15 protein-coding genes are annotated in these 17,830 nt (G+C 71.2%); 7 read left to right on the top strand and 8 right to left on the bottom strand.

What is annotated here, in order from left to right; all coding sequences use genetic code 11:
• The first annotated feature begins 110 nt into the window (after positions 1-110).
• Positions 111-1,010, top strand: coding sequence for a D-alanyl-D-alanine carboxypeptidase family protein (locus QFZ58_RS19055; protein ID WP_307126104.1), 900 nt, complete (start codon positions 111-113; stop codon positions 1,008-1,010).
• 79 nt (positions 1,011-1,089) lie between these two features.
• Here QFZ58_RS19055 and QFZ58_RS19050 read toward each other — a convergent pair whose 3' ends face one another.
• Genes QFZ58_RS19050 through pdhA form a run of 3 tightly spaced genes read right to left on the bottom strand, consistent with a single transcriptional unit; the run spans position 1,090 to position 4,630 of the window.
• On the bottom strand, positions 1,090-2,487 hold the full coding sequence (locus QFZ58_RS19050) for a dihydrolipoamide acetyltransferase family protein (RefSeq protein ID WP_307126103.1): 1,398 nt from the start codon (positions 2,485-2,487) through the stop codon (positions 1,090-1,092).
• Positions 2,488-2,498: 11 nt separating this feature from the next.
• Entirely contained in the window at positions 2,499-3,479 is a 981-nt protein-coding gene (locus tag QFZ58_RS19045) for an alpha-ketoacid dehydrogenase subunit beta (protein ID WP_307126102.1), read from the bottom strand.
• Positions 3,480-3,481: 2 nt separating this feature from the next.
• Positions 3,482-4,630 (bottom strand): pyruvate dehydrogenase (acetyl-transferring) E1 component subunit alpha, encoded by a 1,149-nt coding sequence (gene pdhA, locus QFZ58_RS19040; protein ID WP_307126101.1) that lies wholly within the window; start codon positions 4,628-4,630, stop codon positions 3,482-3,484.
• Positions 4,631-4,974: 344 nt separating this feature from the next.
• Between pdhA and QFZ58_RS19035 the strand changes: the two genes are divergently transcribed.
• The 3 genes from QFZ58_RS19035 to QFZ58_RS19025 all read left to right on the top strand — a co-directional run bounded on the left by QFZ58_RS19035 (position 4,975) and on the right by QFZ58_RS19025 (position 7,509).
• Positions 4,975-5,634 carry a response regulator transcription factor gene (locus QFZ58_RS19035; protein WP_307126100.1) on the top strand — a complete coding sequence of 220 codons (660 nt, stop codon included), beginning with the start codon at positions 4,975-4,977 and terminating at the stop codon, positions 5,632-5,634.
• A gap of 353 nt (positions 5,635-5,987) precedes the next feature.
• Positions 5,988-6,428 (top strand): pyridoxamine 5'-phosphate oxidase family protein, encoded by a 441-nt coding sequence (locus tag QFZ58_RS19030; RefSeq protein ID WP_307126099.1) that lies wholly within the window; start codon positions 5,988-5,990, stop codon positions 6,426-6,428.
• A 25-nt stretch (positions 6,429-6,453) separates the two neighbouring features.
• The gene (locus tag QFZ58_RS19025; RefSeq protein WP_307126098.1) at positions 6,454-7,509 is read left to right on the top strand and encodes a phosphotransferase; all 1,056 of its coding nucleotides are present in this window, start codon (positions 6,454-6,456) and stop codon (positions 7,507-7,509) included.
• 25 nt (positions 7,510-7,534) lie between these two features.
• Here the strand turns inward: QFZ58_RS19025 and QFZ58_RS19020 are convergent, their stop codons facing one another.
• A complete protein-coding gene (locus tag QFZ58_RS19020; protein ID WP_307126097.1) occupies positions 7,535-9,166 on the bottom strand; it encodes a protein kinase in 1,632 nt (543 codons plus the stop codon).
• A 294-nt stretch (positions 9,167-9,460) separates the two neighbouring features.
• On the opposite strand from QFZ58_RS19020, the gene QFZ58_RS19015 reads away from it, so the two are divergent.
• The 3 genes from QFZ58_RS19015 (at position 9,461) to QFZ58_RS19005 (ending at position 12,806) form a co-directional block, all read left to right on the top strand.
• Complete coding sequence (locus tag QFZ58_RS19015) at positions 9,461-11,074, top strand: protein kinase (protein WP_307126096.1); 1,614 nt, start codon at positions 9,461-9,463, stop codon at positions 11,072-11,074.
• A 471-nt stretch (positions 11,075-11,545) separates the two neighbouring features.
• Positions 11,546-11,845 carry a hypothetical protein gene (locus QFZ58_RS19010; RefSeq protein ID WP_307126095.1) on the top strand — a complete coding sequence of 100 codons (300 nt, stop codon included), beginning with the start codon at positions 11,546-11,548 and terminating at the stop codon, positions 11,843-11,845.
• Positions 11,846-12,257: 412 nt separating this feature from the next.
• A complete protein-coding gene (locus QFZ58_RS19005; protein ID WP_307126094.1) occupies positions 12,258-12,806 on the top strand; it encodes a bacterial proteasome activator family protein in 549 nt (182 codons plus the stop codon).
• 188 nt (positions 12,807-12,994) lie between these two features.
• Here QFZ58_RS19005 and QFZ58_RS19000 read toward each other — a convergent pair whose 3' ends face one another.
• From QFZ58_RS19000 to QFZ58_RS18985, 4 genes are all read right to left on the bottom strand, one after another.
• Positions 12,995-13,981 carry an NAD(P)H-quinone oxidoreductase gene (locus tag QFZ58_RS19000; RefSeq protein WP_307126093.1) on the bottom strand — a complete coding sequence of 329 codons (987 nt, stop codon included), beginning with the start codon at positions 13,979-13,981 and terminating at the stop codon, positions 12,995-12,997.
• A gap of 75 nt (positions 13,982-14,056) precedes the next feature.
• On the bottom strand, positions 14,057-15,199 hold the full coding sequence (locus QFZ58_RS18995; protein ID WP_307126092.1) for a TrkA family potassium uptake protein: 1,143 nt from the start codon (positions 15,197-15,199) through the stop codon (positions 14,057-14,059).
• Positions 15,157-16,581, bottom strand: a complete 1,425-nt coding sequence (locus QFZ58_RS18990; protein ID WP_373428663.1) for a molybdopterin molybdotransferase MoeA — start codon at positions 16,579-16,581, stop codon at positions 15,157-15,159. The genes QFZ58_RS18995 and QFZ58_RS18990 overlap by 43 nt, the downstream gene beginning before the upstream one ends.
• A gap of 212 nt (positions 16,582-16,793) precedes the next feature.
• Positions 16,794-17,669 carry an NTP transferase domain-containing protein gene (locus QFZ58_RS18985; protein WP_307126091.1) on the bottom strand — a complete coding sequence of 292 codons (876 nt, stop codon included), beginning with the start codon at positions 17,667-17,669 and terminating at the stop codon, positions 16,794-16,796.
• Positions 17,670-17,830 lie beyond the last annotated feature (161 nt).

The following is a 17,830-nucleotide window of genomic DNA, read 5'->3' as shown; positions in this document are numbered from 1 at the left end:
GAATACCGAAACACCCGTCCAGCAACACATCCATCTCCCCCTCTCATGAGTCTCACCACCGAGCGGCACCCTCATGAGGCCGCAAACCAGGGGTATTTGGAGCGTTTGACTTGAATATCGGTCTTAAGGGCATAAACCGCGCGACCGTCGCCGCCACTGTGACCCTCACCGCGGGCGCCGTCCTGGCAGGCAGCGCGTTCGCCACCACAGCACAGGCCGCGACACCGCCGACGCCGTCGATCACCGCCAAGGGCGGCTTCGTGATGGACAGCGGCACCGCGAAGACGCTCTACACCAAAGCCGCGGACACCCGCCGCTCGACCGGATCCACGACGAAGATAATGACGGCCAAGGTGGTGCTGGCCCAGAAGAACCTGAACCTGGACGCCAAGGTCACCGTCCAGAAGGCGTACAGCGACTACATCGTCTCGAAGAACGCCTCTTCGGCCCGGCTCATCGTCGGCGACAAGGTGACGGTCCGCCAGCTCCTGTACGGGCTGATGCTGCCCTCGGGCTGCGACGCGGCGTACGCCCTCGCGGACAAGTTCGGCTCCGGCACCACGCGCGCCGCCCGGGTGAAGTCCTTCATCGGCAAGATGAACGCCAGTGCGAAGAGCCTCGGCCTGAAGAACACGCACTTCGACTCGTTCGACGGCATCAGCAGCGGGGCCAACTACTCGACGCCCCGCGACCTGACGAAGATCGCCGGCAGCGCGATGAAGAGCTCCACGTTCCGCGCGATCGTGAAGACCAGGTCGACGAAGCAGAAGGTCACGACCAAGAGCGGCGGCTACCGCTACATGGCGTGGTCCAACACCAACCCGTTGCTCGGCACCTACAGCGGGGCGATCGGTGTGAAGACCGGTTCCGGTCCGACGGCCAAGTACTGCCTGGTCTTCGCCGCGACCCGGAACGGCAGGACGGTCATCGGCACGGTCCTCACCTCGACCTCCGTGACCACCCGGTCCGCCGATGCCAAGAAGCTTCTGGACTACTCCTTCAAGAAGTAGCCCGGCGCACCAGGAGGGGCCTGCCGCGTGGTGCGGCAGGCCCCTCCTTTTCAGCTTCCGTCCCTGATCACCTGGGCCGTCAGGCCCAGGTGATCAGCCGCTTCGGCTGTTCCAGGATCGCCGCGACGTCGGCGAGCACCTTGGAGCCGAGCTCGCCGTCGACCAGCCGGTGGTCGAACGACAGAGCCAGCGTGGTGACCTGGCGGGGCTTCACCTTGCCCTTGTGGACCCACGGCTGGAGCTTGATCGCACCGACCGCGAGGATCGCGGACTCGCCCGGGTTCAGGATCGGCGTGCCGGTGTCGACACCGAAGACACCGACGTTGGTGATGGTCACCGTGCCGCCGGCCATGGCCGCCGGGGAGGTCCTGCCCTCGCGGGCCGTGGAGACCAGCTCGCCCAGGGCCTCGGCCAGCTGGGGCAGGGTCTTGTCGTGCGCGTCCTTGATGTTCGGCACGATCAGGCCGCGCGGCGTGGCCGCGGCGATGCCCAGGTTGACGTAGTGCTTCTGCACGATCTCCTGGGCGGCCTCGTCCCAGGCGGCGTTGACCGCCGGGTTGCGCCTGATCGCGACGAGGAGCGCCTTGGCGATGATCAGGAGCGGGTTGACCCGGACGCCCGCCATGTCCTTGTCTTCCTTGAGCTCCGCGACCAGCTTCATCGTGCGCGTCACGTCGACGGTCACGAACTCGGTGACGTGCGGCGCCGTGAAGGCACTGCCGACCATGGCCTGGGCGATGGCCTTGCGTACGCCCTTGACCGGGATACGGGTCTCCCGGCCCGCCTCCGCCGTGGGTGCGCCGACGGCCGGTGCGGGAGCGGCCACAGCCGCCGGCGCCGGTGCCGGGGCCTCGGCGGGGGCCGGGGCCACCGCCGCGTGGACGTCCTCGCGGGTGATGACGCCGCCCTCGCCGGTCGGGGTGACCGTGGCGAGGTCGATGCCCAGGTCCTTCGCCAGCTTGCGTACCGGCGGCTTGGCGAGCGGACGGCTCTCCGGCACGACGGGGCCGTGGCCGTTGATCTCGGCCTGGACCGCGGCGGCGGCCGGGCCCGGTACCTCCACCCCCTTGCGGGCGCGGCGCTTCGTGGAGCTCTCGGCCACGCCGTAACCGACCAGCACCGGCTGGCGGCCCTTGGGCGCGGCCTCCGGCTCGGGCTCCGGCACAGGCTCCTGCACGGCTGCGGGTGCCGCCGGTGCGTCTCCGCTGCCGGGTGCCACGTCCACCGCGATGATCACCTGGCCGACATCGACCGTGGTGCCCTCGGGGAAGCGCAGCTCGTGCACCACCCCGTCGAACGGGATCGGCAGCTCCACCGCGGCCTTGGCCGTCTCGACCTCGCACACGACCTGGCCGTCGGTGACGGTGTCGCCGGGCTGGACGAACCACTTGAGGATTTCCGCCTCGGTCAGTCCTTCGCCCACATCGGGCATCTTGAACTCACGGAAACGAGCAGACGTTTCGGTCATCGTCGTCACGGACCCTCTCCTCAGTACGCCAGCGAGCGGTCGACGGCGTCGAGCACCCTGTCGAGATTCGGCAGGTACTCGTCCTCGAGCCGGGCCGGCGGGTAGGGGGCGTGGTAGCCGCCGACCCTCAGTACGGGCGCTTCGAGGTGGTAGAAGCAGCGCTCGGTGATCCGGGCCGCGATCTCGGCCCCCGAGCCGTAGAACACCGGCGCCTCGTGGACCACCACGAGCCGGCCGGTCTTCTCGACCGAGGTCTGGACGGTGTCGAAGTCGATCGGGGACATCGACCGCAGGTCGAGGACCTCGATCGACTTGCCCTCCTCCTGCGCGGCGGCGGCCGCCTCCAGGCAGACCTTCACCATCGGGCCGTACGCCGCCAGCGTGAGGTCGGAGCCCACGCGGGCCACGACGGCCTTGTGCAGCGGACCGGGGATGGCCTCGGTGTCGAGCTCCCCCTTGTCCCAGTAGCGCCGCTTCGGCTCGAAGAAGATGATCGGATCGTCGCTCTGGACGGCCTGCTGCATCATCCAGTAGGCGTCGGCTGCGTTGGACGGCGAGACGACCTTCAGGCCCGCCACGTGGGCGAACAGCGCCTCGGGCGACTCGCTGTGGTGCTCGACGGCACCGATGCCGCCGCCGTACGGGATGCGGACGACGACCGGCATCTTGATCTTGCCGAGAGCGCGGGCGTGCATCTTGGCGAGCTGCGTGACGATCTGGTCGTACGCCGGGAAGACGAAGCCGTCGAACTGGATCTCGACGACCGGCCGGTAACCCCGCAGGGCCAGTCCGATCGCCGTACCGACGATGCCGGACTCGGCGAGCGGGGTGTCGATGACCCGGCCCTCGCCGAAGTCCTTCTGGAGGCCGTCCGTGATGCGGAAGACCCCGCCGAGCTTGCCGACGTCCTCACCCATGATGAGGACCTTGGGGTCGGTCTCGAGAGCCTTGCGCAGCGACTCGTTGAGCGCCTTCGCGATGGACATCTTCTGCATGGGCATGGCTAGTTGCCCTCCTCGGCGAACGATGCCTGGTACGCGGCGAACTGGGCACGCTCCTCGTCGACGAGCGGGCTGCCGTCGGCGTAGGCGTGGTCGAAGATGGCCAGCCGGTCCGGGTCGGGCATGGCCCGTACCGCTTCGCGTACCCGCTTGCCGAGGGTCTCGCTCTCCTCCTCCAGCGCGGTGAAGTACCCCGCGTCGGCGAGGTCCTGCTTCTCCATGTACGTACGCAGCCGGAGGATCGGGTCCTTGGCCTCCCACGCCGCCCGCTCCTCGTCCGCCCGGTACTTGGTCGGGTCGTCGGAGGTGGTGTGGGCACCCATGCGGTAGGTGAACGCCTCGACGAGGGTGGGTCCCTCGCCCCGGCGGGCCCGCTCCAGCGCCGACCTGGTGACGGCGAGACACGCGAGTACGTCGTTGCCGTCGACCCGGACGCCGGGGAAGCCGAAGCCCTGGGCGCGCTGGTAGAGCGGCACCCGGGTCTGCCTCTCCGTCGGCTCCGAGATCGCCCACTGGTTGTTCTGGCAGAAGAACACCACGGGGGCGTTGTAGACGGCCGAGAAGGTGAAGGCCTCCGCGACGTCGCCCTGGCTGGAGGCACCGTCACCGAAGTACGCGATCACGGCCGAGTCCGCGCCGTCCTTGGCGACGCCCATGGCGTAGCCGGTGGCGTGCAGGGTCTGCGAGCCGATGACGATCGTGTACAGGTGGAAGTTGTTCGTGTTCGGGTCCCAGCCGCCGTGGTTCACACCGCGGAACATCCCGAGCAGATTGGTCGGGTCGACGCCCCGGCACCAGGCGACGCCGTGCTCCCGGTAGGTCGGGAAGACGTAGTCGTCGTCGCGCAGCGCCCGGCCGGAGCCGATCTGCGCGGCCTCCTGGCCCAGCAGCGAGGCCCACAGGCCCAGCTCGCCCTGACGCTGCAGCGCGGTGGCCTCGGCGTCGAAGCGGCGGGTCAGGACCATGTCCCGGTAGAGACCGCGCAGCTCGTCGCCGCTCAGGTCGATCTCGTAGTCCGGGTGCTCGACGCGCTCGCCCTCCGGCGTCAGCAGCTGTACCAGCTGGGGCTCGGATGTCTGTGGCGTCTTCGCGGCGCTGGTCCGCTTGCTGCTGCGTCGCGGTTTACGCGCGGCAGTGCTTTCCACGGTCACGTGCGTGCTCCTCCGTCGGTCCGGCCCCCGGGATGGCCGGGAACCAGTGCGGCTCGCCTGTGTCCGGGCCCGGGCACGGGGTGTGTGCCGCTCGGCCGGAACAGGCGTGACAGGTGCCCCGGCGAGCGCCCTGTCATAGGCACGTTACCCAGTGCGTCGCATAACTGCGAAACACCTTGTGACCTGCGATTTTGCTTGGATTTCCAAGTAAATCGAAAAAATCGGGAAGTCTCGCTGGTCACAGCACTGGTAACGGCCTCGCGGCCGCCGGAACAACGGCACGTTATCCCGGTCGACAGCGGCAGGGAAGGGCGAACGGGAAAGGAGTGTGTGAGACTGCGATTGTGCGCGAAGATGGAAAAATCACTGTTTTTCTGCTCGATGATCACGAAGTCGTCCGGCGGGGCGTTCACGAGCTGCTTTCCGTCGAGGAGGACATCGAGGTCGTCGGCGAAGCCGGCACGGCGGCGGACGCGCTCGTACGGATCCCCGCGACACGGCCGGATGTCGCCGTCCTGGACGTACGCCTCCCCGACGGCAGCGGCGTGGAGGTCTGCCGGGAGATCCGCTCACGGGACGACAGCATCCACTGCCTGATGCTCACCTCCTACGCCGATGACGAAGCCCTGTTCGACGCGATCATGGCGGGCGCCTCCGGATACGTGCTGAAGGCGATCCGGGGCAACGAACTGCTCAACGCCGTACGGGACGTGGCGGCCGGGAAGTCCCTGCTGGACCCGGCGGCCACGGCGCGCGTGCTGGAACGGCTCCGGGAGGGGAAGGACGGCCGGAGCGACGACCGGCTCGCCGGCCTGACCGACCAGGAACGCAGGATCCTCGACCTGATCGGCGAAGGGCTGACTAACCGGGTGATCGGGGAGCGGCTGCACCTGGCCGAGAAGACCATCAAGAACTACGTGTCCAGCCTGCTCGCCAAGCTGGGGATGGAGCGGCGCTCCCAGGCCGCGGCGTACGTGGCGAGGCTGCAGGCCGAGAGGCGCTGAGCCGGGCGGACGGCGCGGCCGGGCCTGGGTGGTAGGTGCAGCACGGGCACACACGGCGGCGGGCGGCGCGTCCTGTACAGGCGTCCGGAGCGCGTGGTCCGGCCCAGGCGGTGGGCGTGCGCGTCGCGGTCCGGCGTGGTCGGCACGGGTGCCGCGGTCCGGCCTGCGCGTCGCGGTCCGGCCTGGGCGGCGTGGTCGGCACGGGTGCCGCGGTCCGTCCGGGCGGCAGGTCCGGCACGGCCGCACACAGCGGCGTGGTCCCGCGGCGGGCGCCCGGGCAGGGACTTTGGTCCCGCTCCGCCGGGGGCGGCGGACCCTTACCCGGGCCCTACAGGTGACGGAGAGTGGAACGCATGCCGTCCTCCCGCCCCTCCGACGAACGCCGCGCCTTCGAACTGCTCGGCCGCGTCCGCTACGGCCGCCTGGCCACGAGCATGCGGGCCCTGCCCTTCCTGGCCGTGGCCCGGCACCTCGTCGTCGACGGCCGTGTCATCCTCCGCATGCACCGGGGACTCGGCTGCCACGAGTCGTGCGACGGCAGCGTCATCGCCTACGGGGCGGACAACTGCGACTCCCGGGGGCCCGCCCGGCCCGGCGCGTCCGGCGAGGCGGAGGACCTGTGGTCGGTGCAGTTCACCGGGCCGGCGGAACTCGTGCGTCCGGGGCCCGAGGAGCGCGCGTCCTTCGGTGCCGGCCCGGCCGCGGTGGACGGTGCGCCGTTCGATCCGGTGTACCTCCGGCTCGAACCGCACGTGATCCATATACACACTCTGAGCTTCGACGCAAGTTCGTAAAACCAGCCACGTAGCGTCACCTAACATGTGGCGAGTGCCGCGCTCATCTGTGACCCTTCCACCTGTACCCCCGGTCGGCGAGGTCCTGCGCCGCTACCCCGACGCCGGTGAACCCCTCAGCTGCGAGCCCTTGACCAAGGGCCTGCTCAACCACGGTTACCGCGTCTCCACCACCCGCGGCCCCTATTTCCTCAAGCACCACCTCGACAAGCACCACCTCGACGACGCGAGCGGCGACCACGCCACCATCGTCCGGCAGCACAGGGCGACCCAGCAGCTGCAATCCCTCGGCGTCCCCGTCGCCCCACCGCTCGCGGACACGGAGGGTGAGACGGTCACGGTCATCGACGGCCGGCGCTACGCCCTCCATCCGTGGGTCGACGGGCTCCACCGGGACGGCGCCCAGCTGACCACGGCCCAGTCACGACGACTCGGGGCGCTCCTCGGAGCCGTACACACAGGGCTGGAACGCGTCATGGAAGCGGACCCGCCGCCTCCGGTTCAAGGGCAGAGCTCCGACCCGGCCGACACCTTCGCGCTGATCGACGAGTTGCTGGCAGCCGCTCGCGGCATGGGTCCCCGCGACGCCTTCGACGAGCTCGCCGTGCACCGGCTCATCGAGCGCCGCGCCCTGCTGGAGCAGCACGCCCACCGCCGCCCGCCCACCCCCGGGGGAGCCGCCAGGGGCTGGGTGCACGGCGACTTCCACCCGCTGAACCTGCTCTACCGGGGCGCCGATCCGGTCGCGATCGTGGACTGGGACCGGCTCGGGGTGCAGCCGCGGGCCGAAGAGGCCGTGCGGGCGGCGGTGATCTTCTTCGTACGACCGGACGGCGAGCTGGCGCTGGAGAAGGTGCGGGCCTACGCCCGCGCCTACCGGCGGTCGGCGGGCGCAGGGCCGGCCGAACTGGCCGCCGCCGTGCACCGGGTGTGGTGGGAGCGGCTCAACGACTTCTGGATACTGCGCTGGCGTTACAGCTTCCACGACCGCAGGGCCGACCCGCAGTTCCCTGCGGTGTCGGCCCTGGCCGTGTGGTGGACGCGCGCCTACGAAGCGGTGAGCGAGGCCTTCACGGGGTGAGTCCCGTGGCGCCCGGCCCTCTCGGTCACGGCGTGGTGCCCGTGCCCGTGCCCGTACCGGTGGTCGTTCCCGCGGCGGCGCCCGCCGAGGTCCCGGCCGGCGTACCGCCGCTGCTGCCGTCGGTCGTCGTGCCGCTGCCGTCGGTCGTTCCCTCGGTGGTGCCCTCGGTGCCGCTGTCGCCCTCGGTGGTGCCCGTGTCGCCGGTGTCGCCCTCCGTCGTCGAGCTGCCGCCGTCACTGTCGCCCGGGTCCGCCGAGGTCGGGGTGTCCGAGGGCTCGCGGGTCGGCTGGGTCGGGGTGTCGGACGGGGGCCACGACGGCTGCTTGCTGGGCCAGGTGTTCCCGCCCGTGGAGTTGTCCGGATCCTGCGACTGCTCCTCCGTCGCCTCGTCCGACGGCTCCGGCGAGGACGCCGTCTCGGACGGTGACGCGCTGGCGGAAGGCGTATGGGTCGGCTTCTTCTTCGTGCCGCTGTCGTTCGACGCCTGTACGGCGAACGCGACTCCCGCACCGATCGCGATCAGGGCCAGCAGGACGAACAGCCACATCTTCCCGCGCCCGCCGCCGTTGCGCTGACCACCGGCGTACGCACCGTCGTCGGGGTTCATCGGCGGAAGGATCGGCCCCTGCGAGGTGTCCCCGTTCATGGGGTGCGCCATCGCCGCCGTACCGCCGCCGATGTTCATCGCCGCCGTGTGGCCGCCGTCGTGGGCCACGACCGGGCCCGTGTTCCACGTACCCGTGTGCCCGCCCTGGACCTGCAGCATCTGCAGGCTGTACTGGACCAGGCCGCGCATCTCCTCGGCGCTCTGGAACCGGTCGTCCGGGTCCTTGGCGAGGGAGCGCATGACGAGGCCGTCCAGCTCCGGCGGCACGCTGCCCGCGACCTCCGACGGCGGGACCGGGATGTCCTGCACGTGCTGGTACACGACGGACAGCGGCGTCTCGCCGGTGAACGGAGGCCGCAGGGCCAGCAGTTCGTAGAGCAGGCAGCCGGTGGCGTACAGGTCGGAACGGTGGTCGACCGCCTTGCCGAGTGCCTGTTCGGGGGAGAGGTACTGGGGCGTGCCCATGACCATGCCCGTCTGGGTCATCGTCGACTGGGCGCCGTGCAGCGCACGGGCGATGCCGAAGTCCATCACCTTGACCGCACCGGAGTTCGTGATGATCACGTTCGCCGGCTTGATGTCACGGTGCACGATGCCGTGCTGGTGCGAGTACGCGAGCGCTTCCAGCACGCCCGAGACGATGATCAGCGCCTGCTCGGGCGGCGGGGCCTCGGCGCTGATCAGCAGCTCGCGGATCGTGCGGCCCTCGACCAGCTCCATCACGATGTACGGGACGGTCGCCCCGCCCACGACGTCCTCGCCGGAGTCGTACACCGCGACGATCGCATGGTGGTTGAGCCCCGCGACGGACTGTGCCTCGCGGGTGAATCGGGCCTTGGAGACCGGGTCCTCGGCGAGGTCGGACCGCAGGAGTTTCACCGCGACCGTACGTCCGAGCCGGACGTCCTCCGCGGCGAAGACCTCGGCCATGCCGCCGCGGCCCAGCCGGTGGGTCATGCGGTAGCGGCCGTCCCCGACCACGCCACCGACGCCCCAGGAGTCGGTGCCATCCGAAACTCCGCCGCCGTTTGCTTCGGAATCGGGTGCCATCAGTCCTCGCCGTCGTATCTGTCCCCGCGTGCGCGGGTTCTCACGGTGCCTTGCTGCATTGCCACGTCACGCTACAGCCTCCGGAGGACACACCGGTTTCGGGAGTGACGGGTCATCCAATCGGCTCGCGTGCCGACCACGCAAATTCCATGCGTTTCCTGTAACGCTTCCGAGACGCTTCCAGTGCGTAGGGTCACGGAACGGGCACCTGGCTTGACGTGTCGTACCCCTCGGGCAGACTTGGCCCGTAACAGGGATCACCGCGTCCGTCGGGCGCCGAGGGGGATGCAAGTCATGAGCCACGACGGCGCACAAGGGCGCTACGCGGGCGGATCCGTGGCCGGCGGACGCTACCAGCTGCGCGACCTGCTCGGCGAGGGCGGAATGGCGTCCGTCTACCTGGCGTACGACTCGGCACTCGACCGCCAGGTCGCCATCAAGACGCTCCACACGGAGCTGGGACGCGAGCAGTCCTTCCGCGAGCGCTTCCGGCGCGAGGCCCAGGCCGTGGCCAAGCTGCAGCACACCAACATCGTCTCGGTGTTCGACACCGGCGAGGACGAGCTCGGCGGCGCGCTGATGCCGTACATCGTCATGGAGTACGTCGAGGGGCAGCCACTCGGCTCCGTACTCCAGTCGGACATCCAGCAGTACGGCGCGATGCCGGCCGACAAGGCCCTCAAGGTGACGGCCGATGTGCTCGCCGCCCTGGAGAACAGCCACGAGATGGGCCTGGTCCACCGCGACATCAAGCCCGGCAACGTGATGATGACCAAGCGTGGCGTGGTCAAGGTCATGGACTTCGGCATCGCACGCGCCATGCAGTCCGGGGTCACCTCGATGACCCAGACCGGCATGGTCGTCGGCACGCCGCAGTACCTCTCCCCCGAGCAGGCGCTGGGCCGCGGCGTGGACGCGCGGTCCGACCTGTACTCGGTCGGCATCATGCTCTTCCAGCTGCTCACAGGGCGCATCCCGTTCGACGCGGACTCGCCGCTGGCCATCGCGTACGCGCATGTCCAGGAGGAGCCCGTCGCTCCGTCAACCATCAACCGATCCATCTCCCCGGCGATGGACGCGCTCGTCGCGCGGGCTCTGAAGAAGAACCCGAACGAGCGCTTCCCCAGTGCCGCGGCCATGCAGGACGAGATCGCCCGCGTGCTGAACGCAAGCGGGCCGGCGGGCGCTCCGGTGATCATCGGCGGAGGTGCGCCGGCGAACAGTGGCTCGGGCGTCGGCTCGGCGGTCTTCCCACCCGTGGACCAGGGAACCCCCGCCCCGCAGAGCGTGCACACGCCGTACCAGCCCCAGCCGCAGCACCACCAGCCCGGCCCCTACGGGCCGCCCACCCCCAGCCACGGTTACGGCTACCCGCAGACGGCGCAGCCGTACGGGGCCCCGGCCCCTCTGGGCGGGCAGACGCCGCCTCCGTACACGCTGTCCGCGCAGCCCACGGGCGGCAACGGCGGTTCCAGGTCCAACATGCCGGTCGTCGTGGGGTCGATCGTGGTCGCACTCGTCGCGATCGGCGGCCTCATCGCCTTCCTGAACATGGGCGGCGACTCGAACAACGGCAAGGGCGGCGACCCGGACTCCAGCGCGTCCACGGTGGCGGGGGAGCACAAGCCTCCGGAGCGCAACCGGACGATGGAAACCGAGGAGTGCACGGACCCGCCCGAGGACACGGACGACCCGGCGAAGGTCCAGGCGCCGAACTTCATCTACAAGGACATCCTCTCCGCGAGGGCGTGTGCCGACGCGGCCGGCTGGACGGTCAAGGTCATCGAGGTGGAGGGCAACACCTACGCGGAGGACCAGGTCATCGACCAGTTCCCGACCTCGGGTGCGGCCGTGTCCGAGCGGGGTGCCCACTTCGAGCTGCGGATCGCGACCGGCGACCCGGCCTGACGCCTGCCGGCGGCCCGCTGCGGGCCGTGCCGGAAGCCCTGGCCCGGCGTCTGCGGCGGCCTGCTGCGGGCCGTGCCTACGGCCCCGGCCCTCTGTCTGCCGATGTGGGTCCGCCCTCGTGTCCGCTGCCGTGCCCGGGATGCCGGGCCCCTCGACGCGTGTGACGCTGATCTCATGCCTCCGGGACTCCTGGCTTCACGGTCGTCACGATGCGTGGCCTGTCTGGTGATGGCGGCCGGAGTGGCCATCGGGCCCGTCGCCGTCGGGCCCGTCGTCGCCGGGCCGGTCGCCGTGGCGTACGGGGGCGGCCGGTCCTCCGTGGCCCTCCCCGTGCACGAGCCGCCGGCGCACGAGCCGGCGGTGCGAGGTCACCCGGCGTCCGCCCTGTCAGCCGGTGCCCCCGGCCCGTCGTCGCGCTCCCCGCGCTCCCCGCGCTCTCCCGGCGCGAGTCCGTCCGCCGAGGACTCCCCCATGGCCGGAAGACAGGCGGGCAAGGGCCGGGCCCGGCCGGGGCGGTCCCTGACACCCGGGGAGCTCGCGCGCTCCGAGGTCGCGGGCGACGAGGTACCACCGGAGGCGGACCCGGACGACGTGCCCGCGTTCACGCCGCCGCCCGGCGCGTTCCCGGAACCCGGGCGGGCCGCACGGCAGCGCCGGGCGCTCGAGGAACGCACCGCCCAGCAGATGCCGCAGCTTTCGCTGGGCAGCGGCATCATCCTGGTCGGGCTGGGCCTGGGGTTCCTCGCCTTCCGCGTACGCCGCACGGCCTGACGCGGCCCGGCAGCCCGCACCTCCCCCGCGCGGCACGTGCGGGACGGAGTGGGGCCGCGTTCACCCGGGCCGGGAACGGCATCTACCGGCCGCCATCACCACCGGTCTCCCGAAAGGCCGGCGCGCATGTGGACCCCACCACCTCAGCGCGGCGGGCGCGCCTCCCGGCGTGCGGCGTACCTCTCCGGATCCCGGTGTGTGGTGGCCGCCCCCGGTGCGTGGTGATCGCCCTCACGGGCGTGCTCCTCGGCAGGTTGCGGGCATCGTGGCGCGCCGTCCCGGTGGCATGACCGCGTCGTAGGCGAGCCGTCCCGGTGGCGTGACCGGCTGCTCGGTGCCCTCGGAAAAGGTGGATCATCCCTTTCCGGGGGCACCACCGTGTCGGGCAACAGGTGTGGGAGACAATGGCGACATGGAGATGCCGAGGAATGACCGGTCGCAGGAGCACCCCCAGGTCCTCGTGGTGGGGCAGGACGGAATGGCTGTCGGCGGCGGAGGCAGTGACGACGAGGCGCGCGAGGTCCCGGTGACGGAGATGGTCGAACAGCCCGCCAAGGTCATGCGCATCGGCAGCATGATCAAGCAGCTTCTGGAGGAGGTCAGGGCGGCTCCTCTCGACGAGGCGAGCCGGGTGCGGCTCAAGGAGATCCACGCGAGCTCGGTGAAGGAGCTCGAGGACGGGCTGGCGCCCGAGCTCGTGGAGGAGCTGGAGCGGCTCTCGCTGCCGTTCACCGAGGAGTCCGTTCCCTCCGAGGCCGAGCTGAGGATCGCGCAGGCCCAGCTGGTCGGCTGGCTCGAGGGCCTGTTCCACGGGATCCAGACCGCTCTGTTCGCACAGCAGATGGCTGCACGGGCGCAGCTGGAGCAGATGCGCCGCGCGCTTCCTCCGGGTGCGATCCACGAGGACGAGGAAGGCGGCACGGACCCGCACGGTCCTGCGCGCTCCGGTCCTTACCTGTAACCACCACGCCCAGTACGCGGGCACAACAGCGCGCAAGCAAGCGGCGGGCGGCGTACAACGCGCCGGGGCCCGGCACACCTCGCGTGTGCCGGGCCCCGGCGCGTATCCCGTTGTGCGGGGCGCCCGGCCTCGGACGCCGGGACGCGGACCGGCGCTCGTCCGGCCGTCCGCCTTCCGGCCGCCGTTCCTCAGGCCGTCGGGGTGAGCAGGAGTACCTTGCCGACGTGGGTGCTGGACTCCAGGACCCGATGGGCCTCCGCCGCTTCCGCCATCGGCATCGTGCGGTCCACGACGGGCTTGACGACGCCCTCCGCGATGAGCGGCCAGACGTGCTCGCGTACCGCGGCGATGATCGCGGCCTTCTCGGCGAGCGGCCGCGCGCGCAAGGACGTGGCCGTGACGGCGGCCCGCTTGCTCAGCAGAGCGCCCAGATTCAGCTCGCCCTTGGCTCCACCCTGCAGGCCGATGATCGCGAGCCGGCCGTTCACCGCCAGGGCCCGCACATTGCGGTCCAGATACTTCGCCCCGACGATGTCGAGGATGACGTCGGCCCCCGCGCCGTCCGTCGCCCTGCGCAGCTCGTCGACGAAGTCCTGCTCGCGGTAGTCGATGAGGATGTCGGCGCCGAGCTCCTTGCACCGTGCCAACTTCTCGGGCCCGCCCGCGGTCACCGCGACCCGTGCGCCCACGGCCTTGGCGAGCTGGATCGCCATCGTTCCGATGCCGCTGGAGCCGCCGTGGACGAGCAGGGTCTCGCCGGGCCGCAGGTGGGCCACCATGAAGACGTTGGACCAGACAGTGGCGGTGACCTCGGGGAGCGCGGCGGCCACCGCGAGATCGATTCCGTCCGGCACCGGCAGCAGCTGACCGGCCGGGACGGCCACCTTCTCCGCGTAACCACCGCCCGCCAGCAGCCCGCACACCTCGTCACCCACCGACCACCCGGTCACGCCCGGGCCGAGTGCCGCGACGCGGCCCGCGCACTCCAGGCCGGGATACGGGGATGCGCCGGGCGGTGGGTTGTAGAAGCCCTGACGCTGCAGTACGTCGGCCCGGTTGACCGCGCCGGACACGACCTCGACGAGGACTTCGCCGTCGCCTGGTACGGGATCGGGGACCTCGGTCCAGACGAGCGCCTCGGGGCCACCGGGTTCGGGGATCGTGATCGCATACATGGCCGCGAGGCTACTCCGTACCCGCTTCCGGGCGGGGTCCGACCTGCCTGGGCCCCGTGCCCGCGTCCCGTCTCCTCACGATCTCTGGTTGGACTGCGGCGGCTGGATCGTCGGTGAGACGTGCAGCGGTGAGGCCCGCACGATCGTGATGACACGGTCGGTCAACTGCAGAGGGCTGGCGGCCGGGTCGTCGTAACCGAGCAGCCGGTGGCCGCGCAGGACGCTGACCACCAGGTCGTCGGTCTCACGCACGCTCTTGCCCACTTCGGCCTTTATCACCGGCCGCTCGATGAGGTCGAGACCGCTGCCCTGCTGGATGAGGTCCTCCATCACCGTGCCGGCGCTGGGACTGAGGACGGAAAGCCCCAGCAGGCGGCCTGCCGCGCTCGCGCTGGTGATCACGGCGTCGGCGCCTGACTGTCGCAGCAGTGGCGCGTTCTCCTCCTCACGCACGGCAGCAACGATCTTCGCGCCACGGTTGAGCTGTCGTGCCGTCAGGGCGACCAGCACGGCGGTGTCGTCCCGCTGGGTGGCGATGATGATCTGACGTGCCTTCTGGACCTCGGCCCGCAGCAGCACGTCGCTGCGCGTCGCGTCGCCCAGCACGCCCACGAATCCCTCGGCGTTGGCGGCCTCGATCACCTTGCCGGCAGGATCGACAATGACGATCTGGTCCTTCTTCAGCCCCGTGGCACAGAGCGTCTGAATCGCCGAGCGGCCCTTCGTGCCGAAGCCGACGACAACTGTGTGTTCGCGCAAGTTGGTTCTCCAACGGTTCAGCCGGAAGTCCTCCCGAGTTCGTTCCGTCAGGACCTCGAGGGTGGTGCCGACCAGGATGATCAGGAACAGCACACGCAGCGGCGTCACCAGGATGACGTTGACGAGCCGCGCCGGATCGCTGTACGGGACGATGTCGCCGTAACCGGTCGTCGACAGCGTCACCGTCGCGTAGTAGATGGCGTCGAGGAGGTCGACCTTCCCGTCGGCGTTGTCGTGGTAGCCGTCCCGATCCGCCCAGACGATGAAGACCGTGGTGGCCAGCACCGCCAGAGCCATCGCCAGCCGCTTGGCGACCTGCCGCAGCGGCCGGTCGACCACCCGGCGGGGGAGGAGTACCCGGGTGGGCACCACGTGCTCGTCGGCGCGCCTGGCCATCGCGTCGTGGCCGGGAAGTTTCACGTGAAACACCCTTCCGTCCACGGCGTCGCCGAGGCCCACGGTAGATCGAGGATCTCCACCTCGGTGCCGGACCGTACCCCGCCCGGGGGCACCACAGCCAGCCCGTCGGCAGCTGCGATCCCCCGGAGCATCGCGGGACCGTTGTAATGCAGGGGCATCACGCTGTCACCGCGGTGGACCACGGGGACGAGCCGGGTGTCGTGCGGATGTCCGTGCACTTCCTCGTGCACGGGCGCCCGGAACGGCTCCTGGGCGGACCGGCCGGCGATCCCCCGGAGCAAGGGCTCGGCCAGCGTCAGCAGTCCGGACACGGCCGCGAGGGGATTGCCGGGCAGTCCGACCAGGTAAGGGCCCCCTTCAGCGAGCCGCGCCAGGAGCATGGGATGGCCGGGTCGCACTGCCACTCCGTCGACCAAGAGCTCTGCCCCGGCCTCGGCGAGGACGGGATGGACATGGTCGACGGGTCCGGCCGCGGTGCCACCCGTCGTGACGATCAGGTCGGCGTCCGATGTAGTGAGGGCTCGGCGGAGGGCTTCCGCGTCATCGCCGAGGCGCCTGGGTGGCGTGACCTCCGCCCCCAGAGCTCGGAGCCAAGGGCCCAGCATCGGGCCGAGGGCGTCCCGGATGAGGCCCTCGCGGGGCAGGCCGGCTGTGAGCAGCTCATCACCCAGGACGAGGACCTCGACGCGAGGCCGAGGCACGACGACCAGAGCGTCGTAGCCCGCCGCGGCCGCCAGTCCGAGGACGGGCGGGGTCACAAGGGTTCCGACGGGAAGAAGCCGGTCACCGGAACGGCATTCCTGACCCCGAGGGCGGATGTCCTGGCCGGGAACCACGTTGCGAGTCGCGTGCAGCAGCCCCTTGGCCTCGTCCGCGCGCGCATGTTCGGTGCGGATGACGGCAGTGGCGTCGGCGGGGATGCGGGCTCCGGTGGCGATCCGTACCGCCGCGCCGTCCGGGAGCGGTGCCGCTGTGCCCCGCCCCGCGAGGAGGCCTTCGCCTTCACGCACGGACCACGGGCCCGGCCCTGCGACCACCCAGCCGTCCATGGCGGATGTGTCGAAGGACGGCAGATCGGTGAGGGCTGCCACGGCCTCGGCCAGGACGTGCCCGAGTGCCCGGTCCAGTGGGAGTCGGTGAGCGGCGCGCGGGGCGGCCCGGCCGAGCCGCTCGGCCACGGCACGCGCGCCGGTCCAGGAAGCGGAGGCGTGCGGGGAGGAGGAGTCCGGCGACGCGGAGGGGGAGGAGCCCGGCGCGGAGGGGGAGGAGCCGCGTGCCGGTGAGGTCCGGAAGCGGCTGCGCGAGTCCGGGGGAGCGTCGGAGGAAGGGACGGGCCCGCCCGACGCCGGTGGCGTGCTGGGGCCGTGGGGTTCGGACCGTCCCGGCGCGGAGTGCGCGACCGGTGCCTGGCGTCCGACCAGAGCCAGAGCCTGTTCGACTGCCCGCTCCTCCTCGGCGGCGCGGGCTTCCGCGGCCGCGCGGATCGCCTCAGCGGCGTGGAACTCCTCTGCGGCGCCGACCGGGTCGGCCGCGTGCCCAGGATCGGCGGCACGGCCCCGCGGGGCGGAGGCGGTCGACCGCCTGCCCGGCGGGCCCGACGGGCGGGGCTCTCCTGCCTCGCCTCCTCGCGCTGTCACGGCGTACCGGTCCCGCTGCCGGCCTCCGTCTCTTCCTCCCACCGGAGGGCCAGCGCGGTGGCCTTCCGGGCCGCGTCCGCCACGGCGGCGGCTGCGGCCTCCGGGCTCGCTCCGCTGCTCGCCTTCGCCGCCGCGTACCCCACCAAGAAGGTGGTCAGCGGTGCGGCAGGCCGGGCGACGCCGTGCGCGGCATCACGGGCGAGGTCGAGCAGGACGCCGGTGTCGACGTCGAGTTCGATGCCCAGTTCGTTCTTGACTGTGGTGATCCATTCGTCCAGCACGGTCCCATGGTCCCTGATACGCGCCCTGGCGGCAGCAAGGTCGTCCCAGGTGTCGCAGTCGAACGAGGCGAGAGGCCCCGCCTCGACCCGGCCCAGGTCCAGTTCGGCCGTCAGCAACCGCAACGGCAGTCCGGCGAGGCCGCCGTGTTCCGTGGCGAGGAGGGCGAGTTCGCGGCGCAGCGGCTCGGCGCGGTAGCCCGCCAGGAGTGGCTGGTCCCGGCCGTCCTGGTCGGTGCACACAACTCCTTCGCCGGCTCCCGTACCGACTGCGTCCAGCAACGAGCGGACGGTGGCCTCGTCGAGGAACGGCAGGTCCGCAGAGAACACGAGAACGGTTTCCGCGGTCGTGTGCCGCACCCCGGCGCCGAGCGCCGCCAACGGCCCTCCGCCCGGTGGCTCTTCTCGCGCCCAGATGACCGGACGCGTGGTGGGCCTGCGCCCGCCCACCACGACGGTGGTCCGAGCGTTGGCGCACGCGGCGAGCACCCGGTCCAGAAGCGCCCGGCCGCCCACCCGGAGCCCGGGCTTGTCGGCTCCCCCGAGCCGCTTGGCGGCTCCCCCGGCAAGGACGATGGCGTCATACGCGGTCATGCCCCGAGTATGCGGGGCATCCGCTCGCCCCGATCGCCTCGGGGCTGAACTCGTTCCCCCGCAACCGGCGCCGAGGAGCTGGGGAGGCCGAAGTGCCGGGAGGCCGGATGCCGGGGAGCCGGAGAGCCGGGGAGCCGGGGAGCCGGGGAGGCTGTACAGCT

The organism is Streptomyces sp. B1I3 (assembly GCF_030816615.1).
Classification (GTDB): Bacteria; Actinomycetota; Actinomycetes; order Streptomycetales; family Streptomycetaceae; genus Streptomyces.
Note: the sequence above shows the minus strand (reverse complement) of the source record. Positions and strands in the feature narration are given on the sequence as shown.